Genomic DNA, 25,645 nt, shown 5'->3' with positions numbered 1-25,645 from the left:
AGACGGCTTATGACGGTTTGGCAAGAAACCACCATAAGCTTGGCCAACGCGATATTATGAAGCCATCAAGCTCATCCAGAGACAGGGCAATCTAATGAAATTAAATAAACTTCTAGCCGCTAGTGCAGTCAGCACCGCGATTTTTCTAAGCGCCTGCGCAAATACACCAGAGGCCACAGATAACAATGTGACTACTGAAAACCTTATAAATGGCGGCGAGTGGATTGTTGAGGACATTGGCGGCAACGGCATTATCGACAGCTCCCGTGTCAGCATTGTATTCATGGAAGACAATCGGGTGGGCGGTAGTTCATCCTGCAATCGTTACAGCGGCGAATACCAACTCAATGGATCCACATTAACTGTTGGCGATAACATGGCATCTACCCGAATGGCCTGCCCGCCGGCGCTGATGAATCAGGAAGAATCTTTTTTGAAGCTGCTCATGAATGTGAACCAGGCGCGCTTTGGCGATCACGGCGAATTGCTGCTGAGCACCCCGGATGGCGAAACAATCCGCGCTTTCCCATCGTCACCCAAACCGTAACAAAGACGCCCTCATGATCGATTTCCGTAGCGATACCGTTACCCGCCCTACCGCTGAAATGCGCGAAGCCATGGCGAGCGCCGAGGTGGGCGACGACGTTTACGGTGACGACCCCACCGTTAACAGCTTGCAGACCTTCGCTGCCGACCGGTTGGGCTTCGAATCAGCGCTGTTTACCGCCACCGGCACCCAGGCCAATCTGATCGCGATCATGAGCCATTGTGGCCGGGGCGATGAATACCTTTGCGGTCAGTCTGCGCACAACTATCGTTATGAAGGCGGTGGCGCTGCCGTGCTTGGCAGCGTTCAACCGCAACCCATCGAAAACGAGCCCGACGGCAGCATCAACCTTGAAAAAGCGAGAGCTGCCATAAAGGCCGACGACGTCCACTTCGCGTCTACCCGCCTGCTCTCACTGGAAAACACCATTGGTGGCAAAGTGCTGTCACTGAATTACCAGCGCCAGGCTCGCGCCTTTTGCGACGACCACAATTTAATGCTGCACCTGGACGGCGCCCGGGTGTTCAATGCAGCGGTGAAATCCAACTGTGATGTCACCGAGATAACCCAACACTATGATTCGGTCAGTGTCTGCCTCTCAAAAGGTCTGGGCGCGCCTGTTGGTTCGTTGCTGCTGGGTTCAAATGCCTTTATCGAGCGGGCAACACGGCTGCGTAAAATGGTGGGTGGTGGCATGCGCCAAGCCGGCATTCTGGCCGCTGCCGGTCGAATTGCTCTGGAACAAGGACCACAACGGCTGTTTAAAGACCACCAAAACGCCGAATACCTCAGCGCCGGACTGGCCGGAATCCCGCAGCTGGAAATCAACCCCGCAAGCACCCAGACCAATATCGTCTACGCCCGCTGCCGGTCCGACAGAGCTGCGCAACTGCGTGACTACCTGGTTGAACAGAACATCCTGATCACGGCAGGCAACCCCATTCGCTTCGTGACGCACCTGGATGTGAACCGCCAGGATGTCGACCAGTTGCTGGATGCTATTCGGCGGTTCTATCAATCTTGAGATTGGGGCGGACGTTTGGCGTTAAGCTCTGACCTGTCTTGGCATCAATTTTTCCTTGCTCTTGGACTAACTGGCATGGAAGGAATGCCAACGCCAGAAGCAGCACTGTGTTATGCGCCCTTCTTCTTTCGCACATCTTTTACCAAATAGGAATTTCCCGGCCCACGCTTTAGCTCAAACAAATCTATTGCCTTAATGAGACTGCTCAGATTTTTGTAGCCATAGTTTCGGGTATCGAACGACGTTTTGTTCGATATGTGCGCACCAACAGGGCCCAGAGCAGCCCATCCGTTGTCCTCCTCCGTGGCTTCAATCGCTTGGCGCAGCAGGTTTACCAGCTTGGTATCAGATTTAATGTTTTTGGGTTCAGCAGGTGCTGCTTCGCTGTTGTTAACTTCTTTATCCAGAAACAAAAACTTGGAGCATGCGTTCACAAAAGGCGATGGAGTTTTCCGCTCACCAAATCCCAGAACCACCTTACCTTCAGCCAAGGCACGGGTAACCATCGGTGTGAAGTCGCTGTCGGATGACACAAAGCACATAACATCTATGTCTTTCGTGTACATCACATCCATGGCGTCTATCACCAATGCGATATCGGAGGCATTTTTCCCCTTGGAAAGGTCGTACTGCTGAATGGGCTGGATAGCATACTCATGCAGGTGATCCTCCCAGCCCTTCAGGGACGCTTTTTTCCAGTTACCGTATGCCTTTCTGATGGTTACCACACCATACTTCGCAACCTCACTCAGAACGGCTTCAAACTTGCTCGCTGGTGCATTATCCGCATCAATAAACAACGCAATTTTTTGCTTGGATTCACTCATTTACATCTATACCTTTTTGAAAGCATGGTGCTAGCAGGTCAGGAAGGGACATAATCTGTGACGACTCCTTGTATATAATGCCAGCAGCACCTGCGGAATATACAAATTGGTTTTTTACCACCAACCAATGCATACAGCCCGAGGCACCCCTGGAATGATTAAACCCCTTCAATGGCTGATCAGGACCACAGTATTTTTGTTGGTTCTGCTGGCAGGCCCCGCGCTGATTGCGGCCTGCAGCAGTCAGTCTGGCCAGAACTGGCGGGACACCGATCGCTCCAGTGCAGGCATTGCGCCGCTTCCTGGTGAGACTGAAGAAGCCATTGTGCAGGTTTATGGTGCTCGAGCGTATAACTGGCGCGGCAATTTTGCGGTCCATACCTGGATTGCGACCAAGGTGGGCGGGGCATCTACTTACGAGGTTCACGATGTCACTGGCTGGGGTCACAAGAAGGTGCGGTCCCGCCCCGGCGAGCCGGATACCGCCTGGTACGGCAACCCGCCGATGTTGCTGGCAGATCTCCGTGGTGAGAAAGCAGACGCCGCCATCATCAATATCCGGAAAGCTATCGACACCTACCCCTTCCCGAAAGAATACAAAGCCTGGCCCGGGCCCAACAGCAATACCTTCGTAGCCTGGATAATCCGGCAGGTACCCGAACTGGATGTTGCACTGCCCAATATTGCTATCGGAAAAGACTATCTCGCTGACGGAGTATTTGCGAAAGCGCCCAGCGGTTCGGGCTACCAGTTCTCCCTCAATGGTTATTTCGGCCTTATGGCGAGTATCCGGGAAGGTGTTGAACTGAACATTCTCGGCCTCAACATTGGCATTGACCCTCTGGCTTTGGCCGTCAAATTACCCGGCATCGGGCACATTGGCCTGCGCGACCCCTGGATGGATCGCTCGACGTGGCACAAAGCGCCGGTCGTGGAGCAGGTTTCAGGTGCTAATTGACGGGGACACCATTGACCAGGCATCTGAAAAATAAATCTGTCCCGGTTTTTCTAACTAGGGGCGGCAACACCCCACTTAACAGCAAACGGGGTGCTCGTATTGCAAGACTGGCAATCCAGGTACATATCGGATTTCGATTTCCGGGTCTTGGTGGAACCTGAACCACAGGCTGGGCAAGCGTGCTTCAGGGCGGTATTTGTTGAGCATTTGACACATTGCACGTAGTAACCAAAACGGCCATATTGAGCCGAGAGGGCTTCCATCTCACCGCATTTTTTACAACTCACTTTCAGAAGCCCGCAATCAGGGACTTCTGACACTTCAGTGCGCCTCACGGCTGGCTTGGTTTCCGATTTTAATACCGGCGCGCTGAGCTGCTGGTAGCTCTTCAAAAACTCGTAGATCCTATCCATCTCATCAGCTGTAAAGCGCGGCTCAGTCTTCGCGAAGCTTTTCAGCCCGCTATTCGCAGCTTGCGTGAGGTCTTTGATCTTATCGACAAGAAACTCAGTTTTAACGATATGTTGCGAGATATCAGTAGGGATATTGTCACGGTCCAACCGCGCGGAACTGGAAATCGCAATCACTGTTTTGTATTGGCGTCCACCAAAGCCTTTTTGCAGACCCAAAAGCTTACCCAGAAGCTCTGAGCTATTCTCCCTAAGAAGAGCCTTGAGGTTATCAATCTGCACCGCTGCCTGCTGCACTGGGGAGGGAATACCGAACCATTCATCTTTGTAGGATCGTTCCCACTCACCCAGAGAATTTACCCGCACCGACCCCTGAATACTCTTACTTTCAACGACGATGAAGCCGGCTTTATAAATGATCAGATGATCAATCTGGGAGTTAAAACCGTTTATCTCAATCACAAGGTTGTTGAGTATTCCGTAGTTATCGTCACTACCAAAGTATCGGTCAAGGAAGTACGAAACCTGCGATTCCTGTTGTTCCCCAGCTATCCTTTTGTAATCAGGCATTACTGTGCTTCCCAATATAATAATTCGTTGAGTGCTCACACCAAGACAAACAACTCAAGGTTTTCACCCGGCCTGTAATAGCATCAATCGGGCGAAAATTGCGTCGAGGTTGAGACTGGATTCGCGACTTTTGATCCCGCCGTCTTTTCTATCGATTGTCGACCATTGTTCCAATCAGATCCTCTGCAAAGCATCAGAAAATTAATCTGCTCGGATTTCCAATCAAGTGCATACTTCGTACGCTTGGTGTTTGGACATCAGGATTTCTTCACATTCAGGGCTGGTACAACTCAGGGTCCGCTTAAGCTCGTCCTCAGAATACTTCCGAGTCAAAAGATCAATCATCCGCAAAGCCGTATCGTAATAACGGCATTTTTCGTTTTCTTGGCTCACGACAGCAGACAACTGCGCTTGCGCTTCCCTGGCAGCCTTTTGTGCCTCAACCGCCGCTATTTCGTATCTATTTACCCGACGTTCAATTTGTTCAATTAACTGATTGTTGTTCTGAACCCGAGAGACCTTTAGCTGCTCCTCGTTGTACTTAACAGGAAAAACTGATTGCTGAACCCGGGTAAGTGGGCCGATGTCTGTCTGCCAAAAACCGTCCCAATTCCAGAGAATCACGAAAACCAACGCAGAGAGAAAAACAAAGTTTATGAGGCTAGCCAGGAGTCCACCGCCTGGTGTACCTGAGGCTTTTTGATCTACTTCAGTCACGTGTTCAAACTCCTTTGATCAGACACGTTGGATTTAAAGAGACAGCGGTCGTAACAATGCATCTGGAGCACTGACTCAATTAAGTAAGTTACGGTAACGAGAGCAGGCCATTTCTTTATATGCCTGACTCTTAGGGTTTCCATCTTTGAGGTACTCAGCAGTCCAGAAATCACACGTTTTTTTACTGCTCGCAATTGCACTTCGCTTCTGCCCTGCCTCGTTTCTCGCACGGTGTCGATCAGCCGCCAACCGCTTCTCCCATGCCTTTTGAGCTGCTCTTTCCTCTGCAGTAGGCACCGGCTGCGAAGAATACGGGACAGAAATCGTTGGTAACTCAGATTTGCCGATTGTAGAAAGCCTTTCGCTAAGCGAACCGTTGAAGGTATCCAAGACCATAAAGAAGATAAACCAGCCAATGATGCTTATGATGACCCACGACACGATATTGGCAACTACTACGGCGGAGAAAACCTTAAACCAGGACATCACTCACTCCATTGAAAGCCATTAGGAAGCTTACCTAAGACATTTGTGGTGAGTCCACGGTTAATGATCAATCCGCCCAGGTTTTACGCGGTTTCACAGAGACGCTGCAACGACTGTGGCATCTTCATCGACCAAAACCAGGACAGATCTATTTTCCAGGCGGATAACCCAACAAGGAGACACCATGTCGTACACCAGCCGATATACACCCGAAACCCTGAGCCGGGATGAGCTGGACCAGAGCACGGGCCCAATGGTGATCGAATTCGGCACCAACTGGTGCGGGATCTGCCAGGGCGCTCAGGCGGACATCAAGGCGGCAATGGACAATTACCCACACGTTCCGCATGTAAAGGTTGAGGATGGCAAAGGCCGCAGATTGGGGCGGACGTTTGGCATTAAGCTCTCTCCGACCCTTATTTTTTGAAGGATGGTGAAGAAAGAGCGCGGGTCGTCCGCCCCGGTGACAATTCACTATGGCCGCCGCTGGCAATTGCTGGCCTTTACTGCATGGCCTGATAAATCTTTTCCGCTTGATGGCCCCGATTTCGAGTGCTCACGACCTGCCAGTCAAAAACCATAACAACAAGCCAGCAACCCCGAAAATAAGTACTGCAGAATGGACAGCCAGGCTCTTCCGGATAGTTGGCGCGGGCTTAGCTGTGAAACTGAAATAATCCTCACCAAACAGCCCAACACCGCAGCCCTCACAGTAGTTTTTCGAGTAAGAAACCCGGAGCTCAGATGGCTCAAACTTTTTCCGACAGCTGTAACAACTGGGTTTAATCACTTGGGGTCCCGTAAAGAATTCAACAAATCAAAGTCTAACTGCTGCCGCAAAGTGGCTGCTTCCGGCGCGACAAGCAGCCAGCCCAGAGCGCCCAGATTAGCGAGAACCGCCAGCCAGAAAACGAACTGATAGCTCCCCTTTCGTGTTTTGTGCCGAAAAACTTGCTGAGCCATAAGTGCTCCGGGCCAGCCGCAGCATAGCTCAAAGAGGTGCAGCGTGTTCTCAGCCGTACGCTGCCCACCCCGCTGCGCCGCGCGTTTATCGATCCAGTACATCACAAACAACACCAGGCTCACCCCGCCATAGGCAGCCAGGATAGAGACCGGCAAATTACCTCGATGGAACAGACCCGCCAGAATGGTGAAGAACACTAGAACAACCGCCGCGGCCACCCAGACTCCCCGAGCAATGCTGGCGCCAACCTTTGCCGCTCCAGCGTACTGAAACCGCCCTGCTCTCGGCCGGCCCTGACTATCCTTCGCGATAGTATAGGCTACCTTGCGATCTGAAACGGGCCGCCCCCGGCCAGCATATGTGCTGATATGAGCAAAGACCCGCTCACCACCGCCCTCAGGAGTAATGAAGCCAAAACCCTTGGCGTCGTTCCATGCGGTGAGTAATCCTTTTTGGTTCAATTCATTTCTCCCTTCAATGGCTGATCAGAACTGGCGGGACACAGATCGCTCAATGAAAGCAATCAGCCGTATATTGTTGCCGCCAATGTCGATTACCCACCATTTGCCCTAGCATTTGAAATTGTTGAGGGCTGGGAACACCCGGCGGCAATCCGGGATTCTGGCAGTCCTTTGCAGCGGGTGTGGATTATACTCAGGTTAAGGATGGCCGGTTACTTGTCCGGCTCAAGGAATAGAGAAAACCGGGACAGATTTATTTTCCAGATGGATAGCCCAACAAGGAGGCACCATGTCGTACACCAGCCGATATACACTCGAAACCCTGAGCCGTGATGAGCTGGACCAGAGCACGGGCCCAATGGTGATCGAATTCGGCACCAACTGGTGCGGGATCTGCCAGGGTGCTCAGGCGGACATCAAGGCGGCAATGGACAATCACCCAGACGTTCCGCACGTAAAGGTTGAGGATGGCAAAGGCCGCAGATTGGGGCGGACGTTTGGCGTTAAGCTCTGGCCGACCCTGATTTTTTTGAAGGATGGTGAAGAAATAGCTCGGGTCGTCCGCCCAGAAGACAGCAGCGACATCGAAGATGCACTGCTAAAGATTCATTAAGGCAGGCGCTGGCAATTAGCTCAATCGGTGCGCATCTCACGAATGCGCATCGGCATGGCATCGATCCGGCGGAAAACTGCGTTGAGGTTGAGGCTGGATTCGCAGCTTTTGATCCCGCCGTCTTTTCCGATCAGCAGCATCGCCAAAAACCATCGGCCGCTGTTCAAATCAGATCCTCCGCAAAGCATCAGAAAATAGAACTGTCCCGGTGTTCGTTATGGTTCGGCACTTTTCAACCCTTGCCAAGCTTATGTTGGTCTAAGAATCGTTGCCCCTGTATAGAAATTCCTAACTTCGAGGAGAGTTTTTGCTTCTCTTTATAATCCACTGGAAACATATAAATATGCTGAACAACCATCTCTTTTAAAATTCGCACTCCAACTGGGTTGTCATGCAGATACGACAAACTTTTAGAAAGAGATTTAATATCTAGCGACTTATTAAACTGGAGTTCAATTGACTGCCTTATAAGCGTAAACGCTGGGGTCTGCTTTTCCTTTTCCAGAAGAAAATAAATCTCAAGCGCTTCTTTTGAACCTATGGATCCGGCAACCTTTCGAACGACGGAATTTATTACTCCATACGTTAAATGTAAATATGCATTTTCCGCCTGCTTTTCAATCTCACGATCTGAAATACCAGGTGATTCCGAAAGATGCACAGCGATCATTTTTATAATTTCGTTTTTTGCGGAATCGGAAATCTCAATAAAGTATTTTAAAAAACGAAGCCCAGTACTAACACCACAATCAGCCAATTCAAATAATGATGACCTCGTAAGGGTGGCGTGACGATTTCTAATAACCTGACCTGCTATTTCAATGCCTTTAAACGCCTTGTTAATATTTCCAAGTAAGTCATGTGGCTCACCTTGCTGAACTTCCTCACTGCGCTCCAGTCTATCAAGATTTTCATTATGATCATCTCGCTCTTTTTGAATCTCTCTTTGCTCTATGACCAGCTCAGGTATTTTCCTCATAAAATCATTCATAAAGGCCAACTGACCGCGCTCAAGTGATGTAGGCACATGGGCATCAAAAAGTTCACGCAACGTTGACTTAATTTCATCAAGAACCCAAGAATCCTTAGTATGATGAGAGATAAATATCAAAATATTTGCATAATCTTCTCTGTGTAAATTTCTTAATAAAGCCTCAACAGAACGCTTAACCTCACTAACTTCCGAGTATGACTCCGCAATCTTCTTTCCAACAAAAAAATAGTAAAGATAAGGATACTTAAAAGATAAAAATTGGTCACGATCTGTTAAAATAGAGTTTGATCGTAATCTTGAAAAAGCATCGACAAAATCTACCGACAAAAATCTTTTCGAGTAAGAATCAACGAAATATTCCACCCTCGCTTCGTCTAACCCGCCATCTTTCTGAAACACTTCCCACGAAAACTCGGTTAATATATTTATATACTTATCAAACTCAACCTTCTTGATACCGGCCTTATCAAAGGCTTGGTATATCAACTGCTGATAGCAGTGGCCATATGATGTAAGATCAAGATTTAGCTGACTATTCGCTTCAAACATCTGAAGAAGCATCAATATATATATTGGTCTCGGAGGAACAATATTTTTTTTAATAACCGTATCTAATCTGGCTTTGAGCTCATCACACTCTGAATACAAAGAGAAATCATCTATACTTTCTTCTTGACCAAGCGCTACCCACTTCCTTACAAGCTCTTCCCGCTTTTTGTTCCCTAATGATAGAACCTCACCATGCACATAGTCATGAAGACCCCTAATCTCACCTTGAACATAGCTAAATGAGCTATGGCAAGTCATAATTACGAACCCAAACAAAGAGTTTAACTCTTCTATAAGCCTACCTGCGTACTTGCTATTCAACCCAATTTCATCAATATTATCTATTAAAATAATCGACTTACCAGAATCGATTAAATCGCAATACGAAAAACTCTCATATTGCCAACTTAAAGACTTACTAATAACCTCAATCAAATCTGATTTTTTTATATCAATTGCGTTCAAATATACAGGTACAAAACCATCGTCATAAAACCTTGAACACAATCGCTTTAAAATAGAGGTCTTACCTTGCTGTTCTTCTCCAGACAACAGATAGAAGCCAGAATTTTTAATAACCGAATCAATACTTTTTATAGAAACAATTTCTGAATCAGAAGATTCATCAAGCTCAATGTCCGGCATCACAAAAATGTCTGCCAGAGAAACCGTATCGACCTTCCTGTGAGTAAGTGCGATCTCTGTGTCATCTAACCATGTTTTAAATGAAACACTTACTCCTACACTACCCGCTATGCTAGGAACATCTTCCTCTATGAACTTCGGCTCGAAATTTTCGATATGGCTTTTTAAGCCATTTACAACGTCTAACCAAGCGCTGTCAGGATCGCTCCAAGTTGTTATTGGTTTTGCGTCTTTCGGCACTGCTTGGTACTTTGAGAACTCACAATCGCTCCAGTCACATGGTCTTACGAGAATGGCGATTATTTCAGCGACTCCGTCATCCTTCCTTTCCATGGCTCGCTTAAGCTCTACATCGAAACAATAATCTGATGCCAGAAAGCTCGGACTGATCAACAACACGACAATATCAGCTTCCTCTAGATTACGATCAATCTCTCCCTTCCATTCAGAACCTGGAACAATCCGCCTGTCATGCCATACGTCCACAACCCCTCGTCTTTTTAAAACAGAAAGGTGATCTTCGAAATCCTCACGGTGGGTTTCATCTTTATGCGAATAACTAATAAATAGTTTTTTGCCCATCAATAACAACCCTTCCCTGTAAATGCTTGCTGTGCGACTCTGACGCGACTGGATTTCGTCGACTAGAATAGATCATCTTGCTCATCACTGCCTGCATTTTAGATGCTAAAGAGCGATGTCGTGTTCCCTCACAGCTCCATGTTTTGACTCTATTTTCTAAACCAAAGTTCTCACGCAGCAGCCAGCAATGCTCCAGTAGCAGCAACCACTCCACCCAGCACTCGGGCAAACCGGTTATCCGTTCTCTGCATCAAAGCACCAAGCCCCCGGCCTACAAACGTAAGCGCCAGCGTGGCAATAGAGAATCCAGCCAGATAAGCCACCAACGCAGCCCCTGCCGGCATTTCGGTAGCATGGGCAAAGCCATGAAACACCATGAAGACCGCAACCAGTGTTCCGCCCACAACCGTCGGTGGCTTAGCCATGGTAGCAATCAGAATACCCGCCAGTAGCACGGAGAGTGCAATGCCTGCTTCCAAACCAGGCAGACTAAAGCCGCCCCAGGCGATGCCTGCACCAAGGATCATCCCGCCAATTACAAACAGGGGTGTGCTGTTTTTTAGTGTGGAGGACTGGCGCACGCTCCAGAAACCAATTGAGGCCATAGCCAACAGGTGGTCCAGGCCCTGCATGGGGTGTAGCAGACCACTCGCGAAGCCGCTGCCTGCGTCGTGGCCGGCGTGCGCTGATGCGGCCGTGGCGGTAACCATCAGGCCGGTGGCCATCAGTACTCGGGCGATTGCTTTCATGGTGTTTCTCCAGGTTTTCAATAGGGTCTGTTTACCGGGCCGTCAGGCTGTTTCAGCAAGCTTTGCAGAGCGTCGTGTTTTAGCAGGAAGTCGGCGTCTTCTCTTGTGTAGATATCGTTGGTAACCACCGCTAGGCCGTAGTGATCTTTCAGGGCCTTGCACAATTGGCGCAACAGGGCGGTTTTGCCGGAGCCTACCCGGCCGCCGACTCCAACTCTCAAACAATGCTTCATGGTGCGCTCTCAATTTTTTTTGTAATCAGTGTTGAGTCTTCAGCTTCTCAAAAGCCGCGGTTATTGGGTTTCGTGTAAGGCGCTCCGCCAGTTCCTCCAAAGCGTGATCGGGCGGAATGCGAATCCAACTACGAAATTCATAAGGCCGGACCAGGTTATCGTGGATTTCCGAAGTTCCCACGTTGGTGATCCGTTCATTCAGTTCCAGCATAAGGTTCTCCGGTTTCCGGCTCAGAAAAGGTGATAACGCTGAGCCAGCGGCAGTTCAGCGGCGGGCTCACAGGTAAGCAGTTCGCCGTCTGCATGCACTTCGTAGGTTTGCGGGTCTACGGTGATGTGCGGGCAGGCGTCGTTCAGTTTCATATCGCTCTTGCGCACCTGCCGCACGTTCTTGCAGGCCGCCAGCGGGCTGTCCAAGCCCAGTTCTTTGCCAATGCCTGCATCCAGCGCGGCCTGGCTTACAAAGGTCAGGCGGGTGGCACTGGCGGCTTTGCCGAAGGCACCGAACATGGGGCGATAGTGCACCGGCTGCGGTGTGGGGATCGAGGCGTTCGGATCACCCATGGGGGCGGCCGCAATCATGCCGCCTTTGAGGATGGTGGCCGGTTTCACGCCAAAGAACGCGGGGCTCCACAGCACTAAATCCGCCAGCTTGCCCACTTCCACCGAGCCGACTTCGTGGGCGATCCCGTGGGTGATGGCGGAGTTGATGGTGTACTTGGCGATGTAGCGTTTGGCGCGGAAGTTGTCGGCGCCCAGGCTTTCATCTTCCGGCAGCAGGCCGCGCTGAACTTTCATCTTGTGGGCGGTTTGCCAGGTGCGGCACACCACTTCGCCCACCCGGCCCATGGCCTGGGAGTCGGAGGAGATCATGGAGATCACGCCGATATCGTGCAGGATGTCTTCGGCGGCGATGGTTTCCCGGCGAATGCGGGAGTCGGCGAAGGCCACGTCCTCGGGGATGCTGGGGTCCAGGTGGTGGCACACCATCAGCATGTCGAGGTGTTCGTCCACGGTGTTGACGGTGTAGGGCCGGGTCGGGTTGGTGGACGACGGCAGTACGTAATCCTTGGAGCATGCGGTGATGATGTCGGGTGCATGGCCGCCGCCTGCGCCTTCGGTGTGGAAGGTGTGGATGCAGCGGCCTTTGAATGCGGTCAGTGTGTCTTCCACGAAGCCGGATTCGTTCAGGGTGTCGGTGTGGATGGCCACCTGGATATCGTATTGGTCGGCCACGGTCAGGCAGTTGTCGATGCTGGCCGGGCTGGTGCCCCAGTCTTCGTGCAGTTTTAGGCCGATGGCTCCGGCTTTGATTTGTGCTTCAAGGCCTTCGGGCAGGCTGGCGTTGCCTTTGCCCAGAAAGCCGATGTTCATGGGCAGGCTGTCTACCGCTTGCAGCATTTTGCCCATGTGCCAGGCACCCGGTGTGCAGGTGGTGGCGTTGGTGCCGGTGGCCGGGCCGGTGCCGCCGCCGAGCATGGTGGTTATGCCGCTCATCAGGGCTTCTTCTACCTGTTGGGGGCAGATGAAGTGGATGTGGGGGTCCACACCACCGGCGGTGAGGATTTTGCCCTCGCCGGCGATGATTTCCGTGCCGGGGCCGATCACGATGGTAACGTCTGGCTGGGTATCGGGGTTGCCGGCTTTGCCGATGGCGGCGATGCGGCCGTTTTGCAGGCCAACGTCGGCTTTAACAATGCCCCACCAATCCAGAATCAGGGCGTTGGTGATGACGGTGTCCATCACGCTATCGTCGGCGCGCTGGCTTTGCCCCATGCCATCGCGGATGACTTTGCCGCCGCCGAATTTTACTTCGTCGCCGTAGTAGGTGTGGTCCTTCTCGACCTCAATCCAGAGCTCGGTATCGCCCAGCCGCACGCGGTCGCCCACGGTGGGGCCGTACATGTCGGCGTATGCCTGCCGTGTGATCCTCATTTCTGCACCTCCAGCTTGCCCATAACGTCGCCCCGGAAACCGTAGATCTCGCGATGGCCGGCAAAGGGAACCAGGGTGACCTGCCGCGACTGGCCGGGCTCGAAGCGGATAGCCGTACCCGCAGCCACATCCAGCCGGTAGCCTTTTGCTTTATCGCGATCAAAAATCAGCGCAGGATTCGCCTCGGCGAAGTGGTAATGGGATCCAAGCTGAACCGGGCGATCGCCGGTGTTGGCTACGTCCAGCGTGATGCGCTCGCGACCAGCGCAGAGTTCGATGTCGCCGTCCTTGAGCTTGTACTCTCCGGGAATCATGGCGCGCTCCTCAAACAATGGGGTTGTGGACGGTGACCAGTTTGGTGCCATCCGGGAAGGTAGCTTCTACCTGCACATCCAGGATCATGTCTGCGATGCCATCCATTACGTCTTCGCGAGTCAGAATCTCCGTTCCACTGCTCATTAGCTCCGCAACGGAATACCCTGCTCTTGCACCTTCCATGATTTCAGCGCTGATCAGGGCGATGGCTTCGGGGTAATTCAGTTTCAGGCCTCGGGCTTTGCGGCGTTCGGCTAGCAGTGCCGCTGTGAACAACATCAGTTTATCTTTGTCTCTAGGCGTCAATTCCATGATCTTTCACTCCGTTTATCGCTACGCAAATCAAATGGTGTTCGGGTCACCCAGATTCGGGAAACCCTGGCCCAGCTGATTGGAAGGCTCCGGTTGTTTGAAAGCTTCTGCCCGCTGAAAAATCGTCACACTGTCAGGTGCTTTTTAATCAGTTCATCGGTCAGGCATGCAATTTTCCCTTCGGCCACGCGTCGACCCCGGTCGAGAATGGCGAAGCGGTCGGCGTATTTGCGGGCAAAGGGCAGCTTTTGCTCCACCAGCAAAACTGTGAGGCCGTCCTCCTCAATCAGCTTGCGGATAACCCCGCCAATCTGGGCAACGATGTTGGGCTGAATGCCTTCCCCCGGTTCGTCGAGGATCAACAGGCGGGGGTCAATCACCAGCGCGCGGCCAATGGCGAGCTGTTGCTGTTGGCCGCCGGAAAGGTCACCGCCCCGGCGGTGGCGCATTTCTTTCAGTACCGGAAACAACTCATACACCCGCTCGGGAATGGTTTTAAGACCGTCTTTGCGCACGGCCAAGCCGGTACGGAGGTTTTCTTCCACGGTCAGCAGCGAGAAAATCTGCCGCCCCTGGGGCACGTAGCCAATGCCGAGGCGTGAGCGGTCTTCGATTTTCCTTTGGGTGAGCTCCACATCCTGGGCGAACGCGAGTGAGCCGCTTTTCACGCTTTCCTCGCCCATGATGCATTTCATCAGCGTGGTTTTGCCCACGCCGTTGCGGCCCATTACACACGTGCACTGGCCTTGGGGTACGTCCAGTTCCAGATCCCAGAGGGTGTGGCTTTCGCCGTAATACTGGTTGAGCTTGTCGATTCTGAGCATCGTGCTTTCAGTCGTCATCACGCCTCCTCCCCGAGGTATACCTTGATCACATCCGGGTGATTTGACACCTGGTCCATAGAACCTTCCGCCAGCACACTGCCCTGATGCAGAACGGTCACTTTGCGGGCGATGGAACGCACGAAGCCCATGTCGTGCTCCACCACTACCACCGATTGCTTGCCGGCAAGGCTGATGAGCAGTTCGGCGGTGCGTTCCATTTCCTGTTCGGTCATGCCAGCCACTGGTTCATCCACCAGCAGCAGGCGCGGCTTCTGCATCAGCAGCATGCCGATCTCCAGCCACTGTTTCTGGCCGTGGGAGAGGATGCCGGCGAGAGCGTGGTGCAGCTCCTTCAAGCCGATCATTTCCAATACTTCGTCGATGCGCTCCCGGTACTCGGGTTTCATCAGGGCCGTCAGCGTCGGGAACACTCGCTTGTCTGCAGCCATAGCCAGTTCCAGGTTTTCAAATACCGTCAGCGCTTCAAATACCGTGGGCTTCTGGAATTTGCGACCAATGCCGAGGGAGGCAATGTCTGGTTCGCTCAGGGTGAGCAGGTTGTGGCGGCTGCCAAACCACACCGAGCCGGTGTCTGGTCGGGTTTTGCCGGTAATGATATCCATCATGGTGGTTTTGCCGGCGCCGTTAGGCCCGATGATGCAGCGCAGTTCGCCATCGTCGATGGTGAGGTTGAGGTTGTTGATGGCTTTGAAGCCATCAAAACTCACGTTCACGTCTTCCAGATACAGGATGGGGCCGTGCCGCACATCCACCGGGGATGTTGCCGGCGTGAGAAATTCAAATACCTGATCCCGGTTGGTCAGCTCATGGAAAATGCTCATGCCGCAGCCTCCTGTGCTGAGGGCGTGTTACTGGCGTCGCGGGACTTGCCTGGCTTGAACAAGAGGCCGGCAATGCCTTTGGGTAGAAACACGGTTACCAGAACAAACAAGCCGCCGAGGGCAAACAGCCAGGCGTCTGGCATGATGCCGGTGAACACGGTTTTGCCGTAGTTCACCAATATCGCCCCGATAACGGCTCCGTATAAGGTGGCACGCCCACCCAGTGCCACCCAGACCACTATCTCGATAGAGAACAGCGGCGAGAATTCACTGGGATTGATAATGCCGACTTGCGGCACATAGAGCGCGCCCGCCACACCGGCGAGCATGGCGGAGACCACAAACACGAACAGCTGCACCCGCTCCACTCGGTAACCGAGGAAACGCGTGCGTGCCTCGGCATCCCGGCAGGCCACACTCACGCGGCCCAACTTGCTGGTCACAATGCCGCGGCAGATCACATAGCCAATGGCCAGTGCAATGCCGGTGGCGATGAACAGGCCAAGCCGGGTGGCGTCGGTGCGCAGATCAAAGCCAAGGATGTCTTTGAAATCGGTCAGGCCGTTGTTGCCGCCGAAGCCCATCTCATTGCGGAAAAAGGCCAGCATCAGTGCGAAGGTCAGCGCCTGGGTGATGATGGAGAGATACACCCCGGTTACCCGGGAGCGGAAGGCGAGGAAGCCAAACACCAGGGCCAGAAGGCCCGGCGCCAGCAGCACCATAATGAACGCGAACCAGGCCATGTCGAAACCCAGCCAGTACCAGGGCAGTTCCTGCCAGTTCAGAAACACCATGAAATCCGGCAGGATCGGGTCGCCATACACGCCGCGATCGCCAATCTGGCGCATCAGGTACATGCCCATGGCATAGCCACCCAGCGCAAAAAATGCGCCGTGGCCCAGGCTGAGAATACCGAGGTAACCCCACACCAAGTCCACCGCCACGGCCAGCAGCGCGTAGCAGAGGTATTTGCCCAGCAGCGTCACTGTGTAGGCGCTTACATACAGGGCGCTGTTCTGCGGCATGAACACATGCAGCACACTGACAATCGCCAGGGCCGCGAAAAGAACGCCCAAAAAAATACGGGTAGAACGCTCCTGCAAAGGTCTCGTTAACCACATAGTTCAGCCCTCTGCTGCACGGCCCTTCTGGGGAAAGAGTCCCCGGGGGCGTTTTTGAATGAACAGGATGATGAATACCAGCACCAGAATCTTGGCGAGCACGGCACCAGCCCAGGGCTCCAGAAGCTGGTTGATGGTGCCCAGCGCCATACCCGCCAACAGGGTGCCCCAGAGGTTACCCACGCCGCCGAACACCACCACCATGAAGGAATCAATAATGTAGGCCTGGCCCAGATTGGGCCCGACGTTGGTGATCTGGGAGAGCGCAACACCGGCCAGGCCCGCCACGCCGGAACCCAGCGCAAAGGTAAGGATGTCCACTTTTGTGGCTTTGATGCCCATGGAGCGGGCCATGGCTCGATTCTGGGTGACTGCGCGCACTTCCAAGCCAAGGCGGGTCTTGCGCATGATCAACATCAGGCCGGCGAAAACCACCAGGGCAAAGCCGATCACGTAAAGGCGGTTCAGGGTGAGTGACAGCGCTTCGTTGATCATCACCGAGCCGCTCATCCAATCCGGGGTAATCACGGTGCGGTTGAGGGGCGAGATCACAGTGCGCACCAGCTGCTGCAGAATCAGGCTGACACCAAAGGTGGCCAGCAGGGTTTCCAGCGGTCGGCCTTTCAGGTGCTGGATCACAGTGCGTTCTATAGCGACGCCTGCCAATGCCGCCACCAGAAAACCTGTAGGAATGGACAGAATCAACGCCAAACCGGGCTGACCCGGCATCAGTTGCTGCATGCCCCAAGTGGTGTAGGCACCCAGCATCATCAGTTCGCCGTGGGCCATGTTGATAACGCCCATCACACCGAAAGTGATCGCAAGGCCAATGGCCGCCAGCACCAGAACGGAACCGAGAGACAGGCCGAAGTACAGGGTTTCGGCGGCACGGTTCAGCTTCAGCTTTTGTTCGATGCTCGCCATAGCTTCGGCGGCGGCAGCAACCAATGCAGCATCGTCGCTGCGCATAGCCTGCTGCAGAGCAGCGCGGGCTTCTGAGTTAAGGCTGCCGGAGAGGGTCGCTACAGCCGCAACATCGCCCTGCTCTGCCACTTTATAAATCGCCAGGGCTTCAGTCAGCGCCGCCCGAACGGCGTCGCTCTTTTCGTCGTTCATCAGTTCGGGCAGTCGCTCGGCGAGAGTGCCATCCACGCTGCCTTTAAGAGCGCGGGCGGCGGTTAAGCGGCTGTGCTCTTCCGGGCTCTTCAGATCAATCACCGAGAGAATGCCTTCAAGCTCATTACGCAAGGCATTGTTTACACGAACGGTGTCTATGTCGCGGCGGGAAATTTCACCGAGGTTCTTCCCGGTGAGTGCGCTTTCCACGGTCCAATTCCGGCCCCGGTTTTCCAGCACAATTATGAATTGACCGCTGGATTCGATGCGGCCCAGCTTGTTGTTGGCAAACGATTCTAGCCAGCCTCGAGCACGCACATCGCCACTTCCAGCAATCTGGAGAACCGCCGCTTTCTTTTGCGTGGATGAAGATTCGGCCAATACCGTGAGCAACTGGTGTGCTTCGGCGTCTTCTGTTTGCGCCAGCAAATCGCCGGCCCACAAAAGAAAACAAGCAAACAGCGCACGGCCGAGCAGTTTGGAGGTGCTCATCATTGAGTCCTGTCCGGTTGAATAAGAGGGTATGGGAAAAACGCCATGTTAATGAGCAGGCGAGGAAAGCCCCCACCTGCTTCAGTTCGACTCAAACGCTACTTGTTAGCCACGTTCGCCTGGGCGCCACAGGTGCCGGAAACCACATTGAAGTTTCCGCAGAACAGCGGCTTGCGCCAGTCACTGATCAGGTCTTTGGAGCCCGGCAGGAAATCAGACCAGGCGTCGCCGGCAACGGTAGACGGCGTTTCCCACACCACAGAAAACTGGCCGTTGTCCTGAATTTCGCCAATCAGCACGGGCTTGGTGATGTGGTGGTTCGGCATCATGGTGGCGAAACCACCGGTGAGGTTAGGAACGGATACACCAATGATGGCGTCTTTCACTGCGTCCACGTCCGCAGTGCCGGCCTTTTTAACGGCTTCAATGTACATATTGAAGCCGATGTAGTGGGCTTCCATGGGGTCGTTGGTAACAGCCTCTTCGTTCCCGGTATGAGCAACCCAGGCATCAATGAAGCCGTAGTTGGCATCACTCTCCACGCTCATGAAGTAGTTCCAGGCCGCTAAATGACCCACCAGTGGGCCAGTGTCTATGCCAGACAACTCCTGCTCGCCCACGGAGAAAGCAACCACCGGAATGTCTGCGGCATCGATACCCTGGTTACCCAGTTCACGATAGAAGGGCACGTTTGCATCACCGTTGATGGTTGAAACCACTGCAGTCTTCTTGCCGGCCCCACCAAATGCCTTGATGTCGGAAACAATGGCCTGCCAGTTGGAGTGACCAAACGGCGTGTAGTTGACCATGATGTCTTCAGCCGCGACGCCCTTATCTTTAAGGTAGGTCTCAAGAATCTTGTTGGTGGTGCGGGGGTACACATAGTCAGTGCCTGCAAGAACCCAGCGCTCAACGCCGATGTCGTTCATCAGGTAATCAACCGCTGGAATGGCCTGCTGGTTGGGCGCTGCACCCGTGTAGAACACGTTCTGGGAGGACTCCTCACCCTCGTACTGAACCGGATAGAACAACAAACCATTCAGCTCTTCGATCACCGGCAGTACGGATTTGCGGGACACCGAGGTCCAGTTTCCGAAGATTACGTCTACCTTTTCTTTTGCCAGCAGCTCGCGCGCCTTTTCCGCAAACAGCGGCCAGTTGGAAGCAGGGTCCACAACCACCGGTTCAAGCTGACGGCCCAGCACACCGCCGGCTTCGTTCTGCTTTTCGATCAGCATCAGCATGGTGTCTTTCAGGGTGGATTCACTGATCGCCATGGTGCCGGAGAGGGAATGCAGAATGCCGACCCTGATAGGATCTTCCGCGGCAACGGAGTTGAACGAGATGGAAAATGCCAGTGCAGAGAGGCCCAGCTTCACGTGTTTTTTGATGCTCATTTCATCGTCCTTTGCATTCGAGTGGGTTGCGCCGTTCGTCAGTAACGCAACCCTCTTCTGCATCAGCCGTTCCATGGCATAAAAACTTATGTTTTTTCAATAAATTAGAATGAAAAACGAGGCTCTATAACCAATCGCCAGGAGCCCAATAACGTGCACCTGGAAGCAAGGCGCTCTGTTATGGTGCAACCTGGTGGCGATGAAAAAGTGAAGTGATCAAGACCGCCCTGCGTTTATTGCCTCATCGTATGGCAACGGCCGGGCAAACAGATAACCTTGGGCCTGGTCGCAGCCGCGCTCATACAGCAGTGCCAACTGCTCCTCGGTTTCCACACCTTCTGCAATGACTTTGAGCTCCAGTGCATGAGCCATGGCGATGATGGTGTTTACAATCACCTTGCTGTCCGGATCTGTAGTGACTTCGGCGATAAAGGATTTGTCGATCTTCAGGGTATCGATAGGGAAGCGCTTGAGGTAACTCAGGCTTGAGTAACCCGTACCAAAATCATCCAGGGAAATGCTCAGGCCCAAACCAGCCAGCTCTGTCATTATTTCTATTGCCGACTCAACGTCGTATAGAAGAGCGCTTTCGGTGATCTCCAATTCCAGGTTAGCCGGCTGCATGCCGGTTTCTTCGAGGATCTGCTGAATAACCCCCACGAGATTTTTCTGATGAAACTGTCGGGCGGAGAGGTTCACACCCATTTTCAGCCCGTCCCCGGCGGCGCCCTGGCGGCAGGCTTCGCGCAGCACCCATTCACCAATGGGTACGATGAGCCCTGATTTTTCTGCCAGAGGGATAAAGCGGTCTGGCGCTACCAGGCCTTCCCCCGGGTGATTCCAGCGCAAAAGGGCTTCCATGCCCACAACCTGCCCGGTGGCAATTTCAATCTGCTGCTGATAATGCAACTGGAACTGGTTGCGACCCAGAGCGAGCCTTAGCGATGTCTCCAGCGCCAGCCCATCACCGGAGGTATTGTCGCACCCGGGATCGAAGTGCTGATAGTCATTACCGCCTTGCGCCTTGATAGCGATCATAGCGCTTCGGGCACTGTTGATCACCGCATCCATGTCCTTCCCGCTACGTGGGTATTCTGCAATGCCCATGCTGCACGAGACAAAGAGCTCCCGGCTATCTTCCATCACGATGACTGAGTGCAACTCGCCCACTATGCATTTAGCGACATCCGATACCTCTGCAGCACCCTGCCCAGGAAGCAAAACGATAAACTCATCAGCCCCCCAGCGGGATACGGTATCGGCCTTGCCTACGCAATTGCCTATCCTTCGCGCCACTTCTCGAAGCACATCATCACCGCCAGAGTGCCCCAAGCTGTCATTGATCTGCTTAAAGCGATCGATGTTGACATATAGAATGCTGAGAACGCCCTGATGGCTATCGGCCTGGAGCAAAGCCTGCTGCACGCGATCGGCCAGCAAAAGACGATTCGGAAGTGCCGTCAGACTATCAAAGTGCGTCAGGTACTCCAGCTGCCGATGCTTCTCGAGATTGTCGATCGCGAATGCGATATCACCCGCAACCTCGTGAAGAAGCTTCATTTCCACTTCATCAAAGGAAAACGGTTCATCCCGATAGAGCACCAGCGCTACACCCAGGGCGCTATCCCTTGCTGTCAATGGAAAGGCTCCCAGTGCTCGCACACCAAGGCCAGCCAGCCCGTAACAATCAGCACTGTCACAATGCTCTGCCACATCACTACGAATAGCGACCCGATGATGGCCCAGGCATTCGCGAACGGTATTGATCTCATAGTTAGACAACTGGCGGGCCTGAAGTCGTTCATCGGAAGCGTGGGCGTACAGAATGTCGCACCTACCCGTTTCCCTTTCTTGCTGCACTATAAGTGCCGCTGGCAAGTCGCCCTCTTCCACGGTAATTCGTGTGGCTTCTTCGTATAACGCATCACAGGATTTAACGCGCACGATCAGTGTGTTTATTCCACTAAGAACTTTGTGGATACGGTTCAACCGCAGGATTTTACGCTTGGCCTCCACACGTTCTGTAATATCGACAATCGCAGCCAACACATAGCGCCCATCGGCCGTTTGAACCGGGTTCAACGCGATTTCAGCCGGGAAGTCCGTTCCATCCTGGCGCAGGGCAAAAAGGTCTCGACCAGCCCCCATCATTCGTTGCTCAGGGCTGCGCAGGTAGTCATGGCGATAGCCTACGTGATCGTGGCGAGCCCTTTCTGGAACCAACTGCTCTACCGACTGGCCCAATAACTGGCCTGCGGGATAGCGAAACAATGAGTGGGCGAGTTTATTAGCCATTTGGATGGTGCCGCTGTCGTCGGTCATGATCATGGCCACAGGAGACGAATCTACCGTCGAACGGAAACGTTCTTCCTCGCGGTTCAGGGCATCCGCACCACGCCAACCGACAAAACCAAGTATCAGAATGCTACAGAGGCTGCTCAGTGCGAAGCCAAAGGCCGCGGAATAGTAATCCGCCGCTACACCTTGCATGCTAAGCCAACCGGTTAATACGGGCGTTACAATAATGAAAGGCATTAGCCGACGCAGGGAACGCCCGCCAATGTACGAACTGGCAGCGGAGCCCATCAGGCCGTGATCTGGTCGCACGAAGAGCATGCCGACACCGGAGAGCGCAAATAACAGAGATGTGTGCAGCGCCATGGTAGAGAAAAAAAACAGCCTGAACTTTTGCACTCCGAACGCATAACCAATCAGAACCGCACTGCTGATCATGATTATCGCCAGGGCAAGAGCCTGCAGAATAAGAGTGGCGTAGCGCAGCCGAAGCCCTGTGGCCAGCCAGGCGACGCTTATCATGCTGAAACAAAACGCTGTGGCGGCGGACATGCGCCCGGGCCAATTGCTCGCTGCGGTAGCAAGATCCTTAACTACAAGTTCATCAATGCCCAGTTGCCAGCCCACTGCATACTCTAGAAGTGTCATACCCGACACACAGAGTACGAAAGCAGCCAGCAAAACAACGAAAACATCTCTGTTCGAGGCACTGTCAGAGGGCGTTTTACACTGCAAAAGAAGCCCACAGGCGAGAAAGCAAAGTGCAGTATTGAACTTCATGGACTGAAAAGTAGGCAGTATTCGTTTTCCTGCCTCAATATCAAACACCCAGGACACCAATACCAGAACAGCGATGGCGATGACCAACCAGCCAATCCGATGAACGACGCGCCTGTAAATTCCCTGTAAGCCCGGAGCTATAGCTTTATGCGGGCAACTTACCCCCTGCATGACACCCTTCCTTTTTCAATGCCTGGGATAAACCCGGTGCGCCGACCAGTATATTCTGGAACATCCACACGGATATCCGTATCAATTGATAGTCTAGCAGGCTGTTTTGAAATGGCTGAGTGTGAGACCCTTTCTTTCATTCACGGCCCTTAGTTCGGGGGCATTGGTCATCTTCAGGGAACTCTAACACCATGCAAACACAGCCAACCTACACACCCCTGCGCTCAATACGGCAACTGGCAACCTTGCTCATGCTGGCGTTGTTGCTAACCGGTTGTGGCATCAACAACATTCCCACCTTTGACGAAAAGGTTAAGTCCGCTTGGTCGCAGGTTGAAAACCAATACCAGCGCCGGGCAGATCTGGTACCTAACCTTGTAGAAACCGTTAAAGGCTTTGCGGCCCAAGAAAAAGAAACCCTGACGGCAGTTATTGAGGCACGCTCCAAGGCAACCTCTATTCAAGTTGATGAAAGCATTTTGAGCAACCCACAGAAGCTCCAACAGTTTCAACAGGCCCAAGGTGAGCTTAGCAGCGCACTTAGCCGGTTAATGGCCGTTTCTGAGCGCTACCCGGATTTGAAGTCCAATCAAAATTTCCTCGCCTTGCAATCGCAACTTGAAGGCACCGAGAACCGCATAGCGGTGGCTCGGCGCGATTTCATTCAATCAGTAGAACGTTACAACACCGAGATCCGTACCTTCCCAGGCAAAATTTGGCACAGCATTCTCTATAGCGAAATGGAGGTGCGTGAAAACTTCGAGGCCACTGCACAAAATGCTGACGAAGCTCCTAAGGTGACGTTTTAAATGCAACTTTTCTCTCGTCACGCTTCGCGCTGCGCCTTTCGCCACCCTGTCGCGGTCATACTTGCGCTGATCGTACTGCCGGTATCAGCGGCGCTGGCGCAATCAGCGCCGGAGTTTCCGGAGTTGACTGGCCGGGTGGTGGATAATGCAGGCATGCTCAGCACTGCCACCGAAAACCAGATAGCCCAAATGCTTGAGGCCCACGAACAGAGCACGACAGAACAGGTTGTGGTTGTCACAGTGCCGGATCTTCAGGGTTATGGAATAGAAGACTTTGGCTATCAGCTAGGCCGGCATTGGGGAATCGGTCAGGAGGGTGAGGATAATGGCGCACTGCTGATCGTTGCCAAGCAGGAACGACGGATCCGGATCGAAGTGGGCTACGGCCTGGAGGGACGCCTCACTGATGCGGCTTCAGCCACCATCATCAATCGGATTATTGCGCCCGACTTCAAGCAAGGCCAATTTGAACAGGGCATTGCCAATGGCGCTGCCGCCATGGTGCAGGTTCTTGGCGGTGAGCCCCTGGCGGTACCAGGCAGAACCGGTACCGGTCCCCAGGAAAAACCCAACCCAAAAGCGGTGCTGATGTTTTTCCTATTCATTATGGCAGTCATTTTCTTCATTGGTGGTGGCCGCGGCCGTGGCGGACGCACCGGCGCGGCACTGGTAGGTGGTGCACTGCTCGGCGCCAGCATGGGTGGCCGCGGTGGCGGCTTCGGTGGAGGTGGTTTTAGCGGCGGGGGCGGAGGCTTCGGCGGCGGAGGTGCATCTGGTGGCTGGTAGCGAACAAGCAGGCATCCGAAAGGCAACCTTCAACCCAACAAACAGTGATACCCCATGACATTACTAAACAAACAGGAACAGGAACAAGTTGCGGCCGCTATCACCGCAGTTGAGCGGGAAACCGACGCAGAAGTGGTAACGGTTCTAACCGCCCAAGCCGACAATTACGCATACATCCCTCTGCTCTGGGCGGGGATCTTTGCGCTTTTGGTGCCCGGTATTATTAACTACCTTACCAACTGGCTGTCGGCAGATGTACTGCTGCTCAGCCAATGGGGCGTGTTTGCCCTGCTCAGCCTGGTGTTCCGGATACCCGGCATCAACAGGCGGCTGATTCCTCGCTCTGTGGGCTATTGGCGTGCTTCGAACCTGGCCCGGCGTCAGTTTCTGGAACAGAACCTGCACCACACCGCAGGCGCTACGGGCATGTTGATCTTCGTTTCTGAAGCCGAGCGTTACGTTGAGATTCTGGTAGACCGGGGCATATCGAGCCAAATTGATAACGACGCCTGGGAAGACATCATTGCAGCATTCACCAAACAGGTGAAACAGGGCGAAACACTGAAAGGCTTTATTTCCTGCATTGAAGACTGTGGAAAGCATCTCAAATCCAAGGTGCCAGCCACTCGCCAGAAAGATGAACTGCCAAACCATCTGGTTATATTGTCGTAAGTGGCGTGAACTGATAGCCGCCCAGTTCATTATTTGCGCAACCCCGAACCCTGTGCTTGTATTAATCTCACAGGTCCGCCGGATGGAATCGTTTTTTACTGGCCTGCCTGCAGAGGGGCCGCCCGGCGTCGGGCGGCCCAGAATCACTGTTAAAAGGAGTTGGCTTTGTTATGGCATACGAAACAATAGACGGTCAAAAATACGAAAAAGAACTACTGGAACTTGCCCGCAAGCACACCACTGGAAAGGGTGAAGGTAAGCTATCCAAAGACGAGGTCGCAGATCTTTTCAAGTCCGCCAGTGACGGCGCAGGTGTGACGGAAACAGAAAAGGCCACGCTGACTTATATCAGGAGCCACTTTGAGTTCACCGATGCTGCGGCAAAAGATTTTGATGCAGCTTTTGCCAACCTGTAGTCCAGCCATTCTCTAGTACTGACCTCACCACTG

At 53.2% G+C, this 25,645-nt stretch carries 26 protein-coding genes and 2 pseudogenes; 9 read left to right on the top strand and 19 right to left on the bottom strand.

Annotated features, from left to right (window positions below):
• Positions 1 to 94 precede the first annotated feature (94 nt).
• Positions 95 to 547 (top strand): META domain-containing protein, encoded by a 453-nt coding sequence (locus tag AADB16_RS06485; RefSeq protein ID WP_410802121.1) that lies wholly within the window; start codon positions 95 to 97, stop codon positions 545 to 547.
• A gap of 13 nt (positions 548 to 560) precedes the next feature.
• The gene (gene ltaE, locus AADB16_RS06480; RefSeq protein WP_410803606.1) at positions 561 to 1,571 is read left to right on the top strand and encodes a low-specificity L-threonine aldolase; all 1,011 of its coding nucleotides are present in this window, start codon (positions 561 to 563) and stop codon (positions 1,569 to 1,571) included.
• A 110-nt stretch (positions 1,572 to 1,681) separates the two neighbouring features.
• On the opposite strand, the gene AADB16_RS06475 is transcribed toward ltaE, so the two are convergent.
• Positions 1,682 to 2,398, bottom strand: coding sequence for an NYN domain-containing protein (locus AADB16_RS06475; RefSeq protein ID WP_410802119.1), 717 nt, complete (start codon positions 2,396 to 2,398; stop codon positions 1,682 to 1,684).
• Positions 2,399 to 2,552: 154 nt separating this feature from the next.
• Here AADB16_RS06475 and AADB16_RS06470 point away from each other — a divergent pair, with 154 nt between their 5' ends.
• Positions 2,553 to 3,356 carry a DUF3750 domain-containing protein gene (locus AADB16_RS06470; RefSeq protein WP_410802117.1) on the top strand — a complete coding sequence of 268 codons (804 nt, stop codon included), beginning with the start codon at positions 2,553 to 2,555 and terminating at the stop codon, positions 3,354 to 3,356.
• A 50-nt stretch (positions 3,357 to 3,406) separates the two neighbouring features.
• Here the strand turns inward: AADB16_RS06470 and AADB16_RS06465 are convergent, their stop codons facing one another.
• From AADB16_RS06465 to AADB16_RS06455, 3 genes are all read right to left on the bottom strand, one after another.
• Positions 3,407 to 4,336 carry a nuclease-related domain-containing protein gene (locus AADB16_RS06465; protein WP_410802116.1) on the bottom strand — a complete coding sequence of 310 codons (930 nt, stop codon included), beginning with the start codon at positions 4,334 to 4,336 and terminating at the stop codon, positions 3,407 to 3,409.
• A gap of 222 nt (positions 4,337 to 4,558) precedes the next feature.
• A complete protein-coding gene (locus tag AADB16_RS06460) occupies positions 4,559 to 5,053 on the bottom strand; it encodes a hypothetical protein (protein ID WP_410802114.1) in 495 nt (164 codons plus the stop codon).
• Positions 5,054 to 5,128: 75 nt separating this feature from the next.
• Complete coding sequence (locus AADB16_RS06455; protein ID WP_410802112.1) at positions 5,129 to 5,539, bottom strand: hypothetical protein; 411 nt, start codon at positions 5,537 to 5,539, stop codon at positions 5,129 to 5,131.
• Between the two features lie 184 nt (positions 5,540 to 5,723).
• Here AADB16_RS06455 and AADB16_RS06450 point away from each other — a divergent pair.
• Positions 5,724 to 6,058 (top strand): annotated as a pseudogene (locus AADB16_RS06450) (thioredoxin family protein).
• 267 nt (positions 6,059 to 6,325) lie between these two features.
• On the opposite strand, the gene AADB16_RS06445 reads toward AADB16_RS06450, so the two are convergent.
• Positions 6,326 to 6,964, bottom strand: a complete 639-nt coding sequence (locus AADB16_RS06445; protein WP_410802110.1) for a DUF1294 domain-containing protein — start codon at positions 6,962 to 6,964, stop codon at positions 6,326 to 6,328.
• 289 nt (positions 6,965 to 7,253) lie between these two features.
• On the opposite strand from AADB16_RS06445, the gene AADB16_RS06440 reads away from it, so the two are divergent.
• On the top strand, positions 7,254 to 7,577 hold the full coding sequence (locus AADB16_RS06440) for a thioredoxin family protein (protein WP_410802108.1): 324 nt from the start codon (positions 7,254 to 7,256) through the stop codon (positions 7,575 to 7,577).
• Between the two features lie 20 nt (positions 7,578 to 7,597).
• On the opposite strand, the gene AADB16_RS06435 is transcribed toward AADB16_RS06440, so the two are convergent.
• The 14 genes and pseudogenes from AADB16_RS06435 to AADB16_RS06370 form a co-directional block, all read right to left on the bottom strand.
• Positions 7,598 to 7,744 carry a DUF4174 domain-containing protein gene (locus AADB16_RS06435; protein WP_309043583.1) on the bottom strand — a complete coding sequence of 49 codons (147 nt, stop codon included), beginning with the start codon at positions 7,742 to 7,744 and terminating at the stop codon, positions 7,598 to 7,600.
• A gap of 65 nt (positions 7,745 to 7,809) precedes the next feature.
• Positions 7,810 to 10,347, bottom strand: coding sequence for a TIR domain-containing protein (locus tag AADB16_RS06430; RefSeq protein WP_410802106.1), 2,538 nt, complete (start codon positions 10,345 to 10,347; stop codon positions 7,810 to 7,812).
• 170 nt (positions 10,348 to 10,517) lie between these two features.
• Positions 10,518 to 11,096: a HupE/UreJ family protein gene (locus AADB16_RS06425; protein ID WP_410802104.1), complete on the bottom strand. Its 579-nt coding sequence runs from the start codon at positions 11,094 to 11,096 to the stop codon at positions 10,518 to 10,520.
• Positions 11,097 to 11,161: 65 nt separating this feature from the next.
• Positions 11,162 to 11,329: pseudogene (locus AADB16_RS06420) on the bottom strand (GTP-binding protein); the annotation flags it as partial.
• A 25-nt stretch (positions 11,330 to 11,354) separates the two neighbouring features.
• Positions 11,355 to 11,540 carry a hypothetical protein gene (locus tag AADB16_RS06415; RefSeq protein WP_309043586.1) on the bottom strand — a complete coding sequence of 62 codons (186 nt, stop codon included), beginning with the start codon at positions 11,538 to 11,540 and terminating at the stop codon, positions 11,355 to 11,357.
• Positions 11,541 to 11,560: 20 nt separating this feature from the next.
• A complete protein-coding gene (gene ureC / locus AADB16_RS06410; RefSeq protein WP_410802103.1) occupies positions 11,561 to 13,264 on the bottom strand; it encodes an urease subunit alpha in 1,704 nt (567 codons plus the stop codon).
• On the bottom strand, positions 13,261 to 13,578 hold the full coding sequence (locus AADB16_RS06405; protein WP_309043896.1) for an urease subunit beta: 318 nt from the start codon (positions 13,576 to 13,578) through the stop codon (positions 13,261 to 13,263). Before AADB16_RS06405 ends, ureC begins: the two co-directional genes overlap by 4 nt.
• A gap of 10 nt (positions 13,579 to 13,588) precedes the next feature.
• Entirely contained in the window at positions 13,589 to 13,891 is a 303-nt protein-coding gene (locus tag AADB16_RS06400; RefSeq protein WP_309043588.1) for an urease subunit gamma, read from the bottom strand.
• Between the two features lie 125 nt (positions 13,892 to 14,016).
• The gene (gene urtE, locus AADB16_RS06395; protein ID WP_410803603.1) at positions 14,017 to 14,715 is read right to left on the bottom strand and encodes an urea ABC transporter ATP-binding subunit UrtE; all 699 of its coding nucleotides are present in this window, start codon (positions 14,713 to 14,715) and stop codon (positions 14,017 to 14,019) included.
• Between the two features lie 17 nt (positions 14,716 to 14,732).
• On the bottom strand, positions 14,733 to 15,557 hold the full coding sequence (urtD, locus tag AADB16_RS06390; protein WP_410802101.1) for an urea ABC transporter ATP-binding protein UrtD: 825 nt from the start codon (positions 15,555 to 15,557) through the stop codon (positions 14,733 to 14,735).
• Positions 15,554 to 16,678: an urea ABC transporter permease subunit UrtC gene (gene urtC / locus AADB16_RS06385; RefSeq protein ID WP_410802100.1), complete on the bottom strand. Its 1,125-nt coding sequence runs from the start codon at positions 16,676 to 16,678 to the stop codon at positions 15,554 to 15,556. The genes urtD and urtC overlap by 4 nt, the downstream gene beginning before the upstream one ends.
• 3 nt (positions 16,679 to 16,681) lie before the next feature.
• Entirely contained in the window at positions 16,682 to 18,286 is a 1,605-nt protein-coding gene (urtB, locus tag AADB16_RS06380) for an urea ABC transporter permease subunit UrtB (protein WP_410802099.1), read from the bottom strand.
• Positions 18,287 to 18,384: 98 nt separating this feature from the next.
• Positions 18,385 to 19,683: an urea ABC transporter substrate-binding protein gene (urtA, locus tag AADB16_RS06375; protein ID WP_410802098.1), complete on the bottom strand. Its 1,299-nt coding sequence runs from the start codon at positions 19,681 to 19,683 to the stop codon at positions 18,385 to 18,387.
• Positions 19,684 to 19,899: 216 nt separating this feature from the next.
• Positions 19,900 to 22,929: an EAL domain-containing protein gene (locus AADB16_RS06370; protein ID WP_410802096.1), complete on the bottom strand. Its 3,030-nt coding sequence runs from the start codon at positions 22,927 to 22,929 to the stop codon at positions 19,900 to 19,902.
• A gap of 251 nt (positions 22,930 to 23,180) precedes the next feature.
• On the opposite strand from AADB16_RS06370, the gene AADB16_RS06365 reads away from it, so the two are divergent.
• The 4 genes from AADB16_RS06365 to AADB16_RS06350 all read left to right on the top strand — a co-directional run bounded on the left by AADB16_RS06365 (position 23,181) and on the right by AADB16_RS06350 (position 25,612).
• The gene (locus AADB16_RS06365; protein ID WP_410803601.1) at positions 23,181 to 23,738 is read left to right on the top strand and encodes a LemA family protein; all 558 of its coding nucleotides are present in this window, start codon (positions 23,181 to 23,183) and stop codon (positions 23,736 to 23,738) included.
• Positions 23,739 to 24,524, top strand: a complete 786-nt coding sequence (locus AADB16_RS06360; protein WP_410802094.1) for a TPM domain-containing protein — start codon at positions 23,739 to 23,741, stop codon at positions 24,522 to 24,524. It begins immediately after the preceding gene.
• 54 nt (positions 24,525 to 24,578) lie between these two features.
• Positions 24,579 to 25,196: a TPM domain-containing protein gene (locus tag AADB16_RS06355; protein WP_410802092.1), complete on the top strand. Its 618-nt coding sequence runs from the start codon at positions 24,579 to 24,581 to the stop codon at positions 25,194 to 25,196.
• Positions 25,197 to 25,366: 170 nt separating this feature from the next.
• Positions 25,367 to 25,612 (top strand): hypothetical protein, encoded by a 246-nt coding sequence (locus tag AADB16_RS06350; protein ID WP_309043597.1) that lies wholly within the window; start codon positions 25,367 to 25,369, stop codon positions 25,610 to 25,612.
• Positions 25,613 to 25,645: the final 33 nt, after the last annotated feature.

Source organism: Marinobacter sp. KMM 10035 (assembly GCF_046537445.1).
GTDB classification, from domain to species: domain Bacteria; phylum Pseudomonadota; class Gammaproteobacteria; order Pseudomonadales; family Oleiphilaceae; genus Marinobacter; species Marinobacter sediminicola.
This window is presented reverse-complemented; position numbering and strand designations above follow the sequence as displayed.

Coding starts and splice junctions, on each gene's coding strand:
- urtA (WP_410802098.1), bottom strand. CDS start 19,683: ATGAGCATCAAAAAACACGTGAAGCTGGGCCTCTCTGCACTGGCATTT.
- ltaE (WP_410803606.1), top strand. CDS start 561: ATGATCGATTTCCGTAGCGATACCGTTACCCGCCCTACCGCTGAAATG.
- AADB16_RS06415 (WP_309043586.1), bottom strand. CDS start 11,540: ATGCTGGAACTGAATGAACGGATCACCAACGTGGGAACTTCGGAAATC.
- AADB16_RS06425 (WP_410802104.1), bottom strand. CDS start 11,096: ATGAAAGCAATCGCCCGAGTACTGATGGCCACCGGCCTGATGGTTACC.
- urtE (WP_410803603.1), bottom strand. CDS start 14,715: ATGCTCAGAATCGACAAGCTCAACCAGTATTACGGCGAAAGCCACACC.
- urtB (WP_410802099.1), bottom strand. CDS start 18,286: ATGAGCACCTCCAAACTGCTCGGCCGTGCGCTGTTTGCTTGTTTTCTT.
- AADB16_RS06475 (WP_410802119.1), bottom strand. CDS start 2,398: ATGAGTGAATCCAAGCAAAAAATTGCGTTGTTTATTGATGCGGATAAT.
- AADB16_RS06350 (WP_309043597.1), top strand. CDS start 25,367: ATGGCATACGAAACAATAGACGGTCAAAAATACGAAAAAGAACTACTG.
- AADB16_RS06470 (WP_410802117.1), top strand. CDS start 2,553: ATGATTAAACCCCTTCAATGGCTGATCAGGACCACAGTATTTTTGTTG.
- urtD (WP_410802101.1), bottom strand. CDS start 15,557: ATGAGCATTTTCCATGAGCTGACCAACCGGGATCAGGTATTTGAATTT.
- urtC (WP_410802100.1), bottom strand. CDS start 16,678: ATGTGGTTAACGAGACCTTTGCAGGAGCGTTCTACCCGTATTTTTTTG.
- AADB16_RS06360 (WP_410802094.1), top strand. CDS start 23,739: ATGCAACTTTTCTCTCGTCACGCTTCGCGCTGCGCCTTTCGCCACCCT.
- AADB16_RS06365 (WP_410803601.1), top strand. CDS start 23,181: ATGCTGGCGTTGTTGCTAACCGGTTGTGGCATCAACAACATTCCCACC.
- ureC (WP_410802103.1), bottom strand. CDS start 13,264: ATGAGGATCACACGGCAGGCATACGCCGACATGTACGGCCCCACCGTG.
- AADB16_RS06485 (WP_410802121.1), top strand. CDS start 95: ATGAAATTAAATAAACTTCTAGCCGCTAGTGCAGTCAGCACCGCGATT.
- AADB16_RS06455 (WP_410802112.1), bottom strand. CDS start 5,539: ATGTCCTGGTTTAAGGTTTTCTCCGCCGTAGTAGTTGCCAATATCGTG.
- AADB16_RS06465 (WP_410802116.1), bottom strand. CDS start 4,336: ATGCCTGATTACAAAAGGATAGCTGGGGAACAACAGGAATCGCAGGTT.
- AADB16_RS06440 (WP_410802108.1), top strand. CDS start 7,254: ATGTCGTACACCAGCCGATATACACTCGAAACCCTGAGCCGTGATGAG.
- AADB16_RS06370 (WP_410802096.1), bottom strand. CDS start 22,929: ATGCAGGGGGTAAGTTGCCCGCATAAAGCTATAGCTCCGGGCTTACAG.
- AADB16_RS06400 (WP_309043588.1), bottom strand. CDS start 13,891: ATGGAATTGACGCCTAGAGACAAAGATAAACTGATGTTGTTCACAGCG.
- AADB16_RS06430 (WP_410802106.1), bottom strand. CDS start 10,347: ATGGGCAAAAAACTATTTATTAGTTATTCGCATAAAGATGAAACCCAC.
- AADB16_RS06355 (WP_410802092.1), top strand. CDS start 24,579: ATGACATTACTAAACAAACAGGAACAGGAACAAGTTGCGGCCGCTATC.
- AADB16_RS06405 (WP_309043896.1), bottom strand. CDS start 13,578: ATGATTCCCGGAGAGTACAAGCTCAAGGACGGCGACATCGAACTCTGC.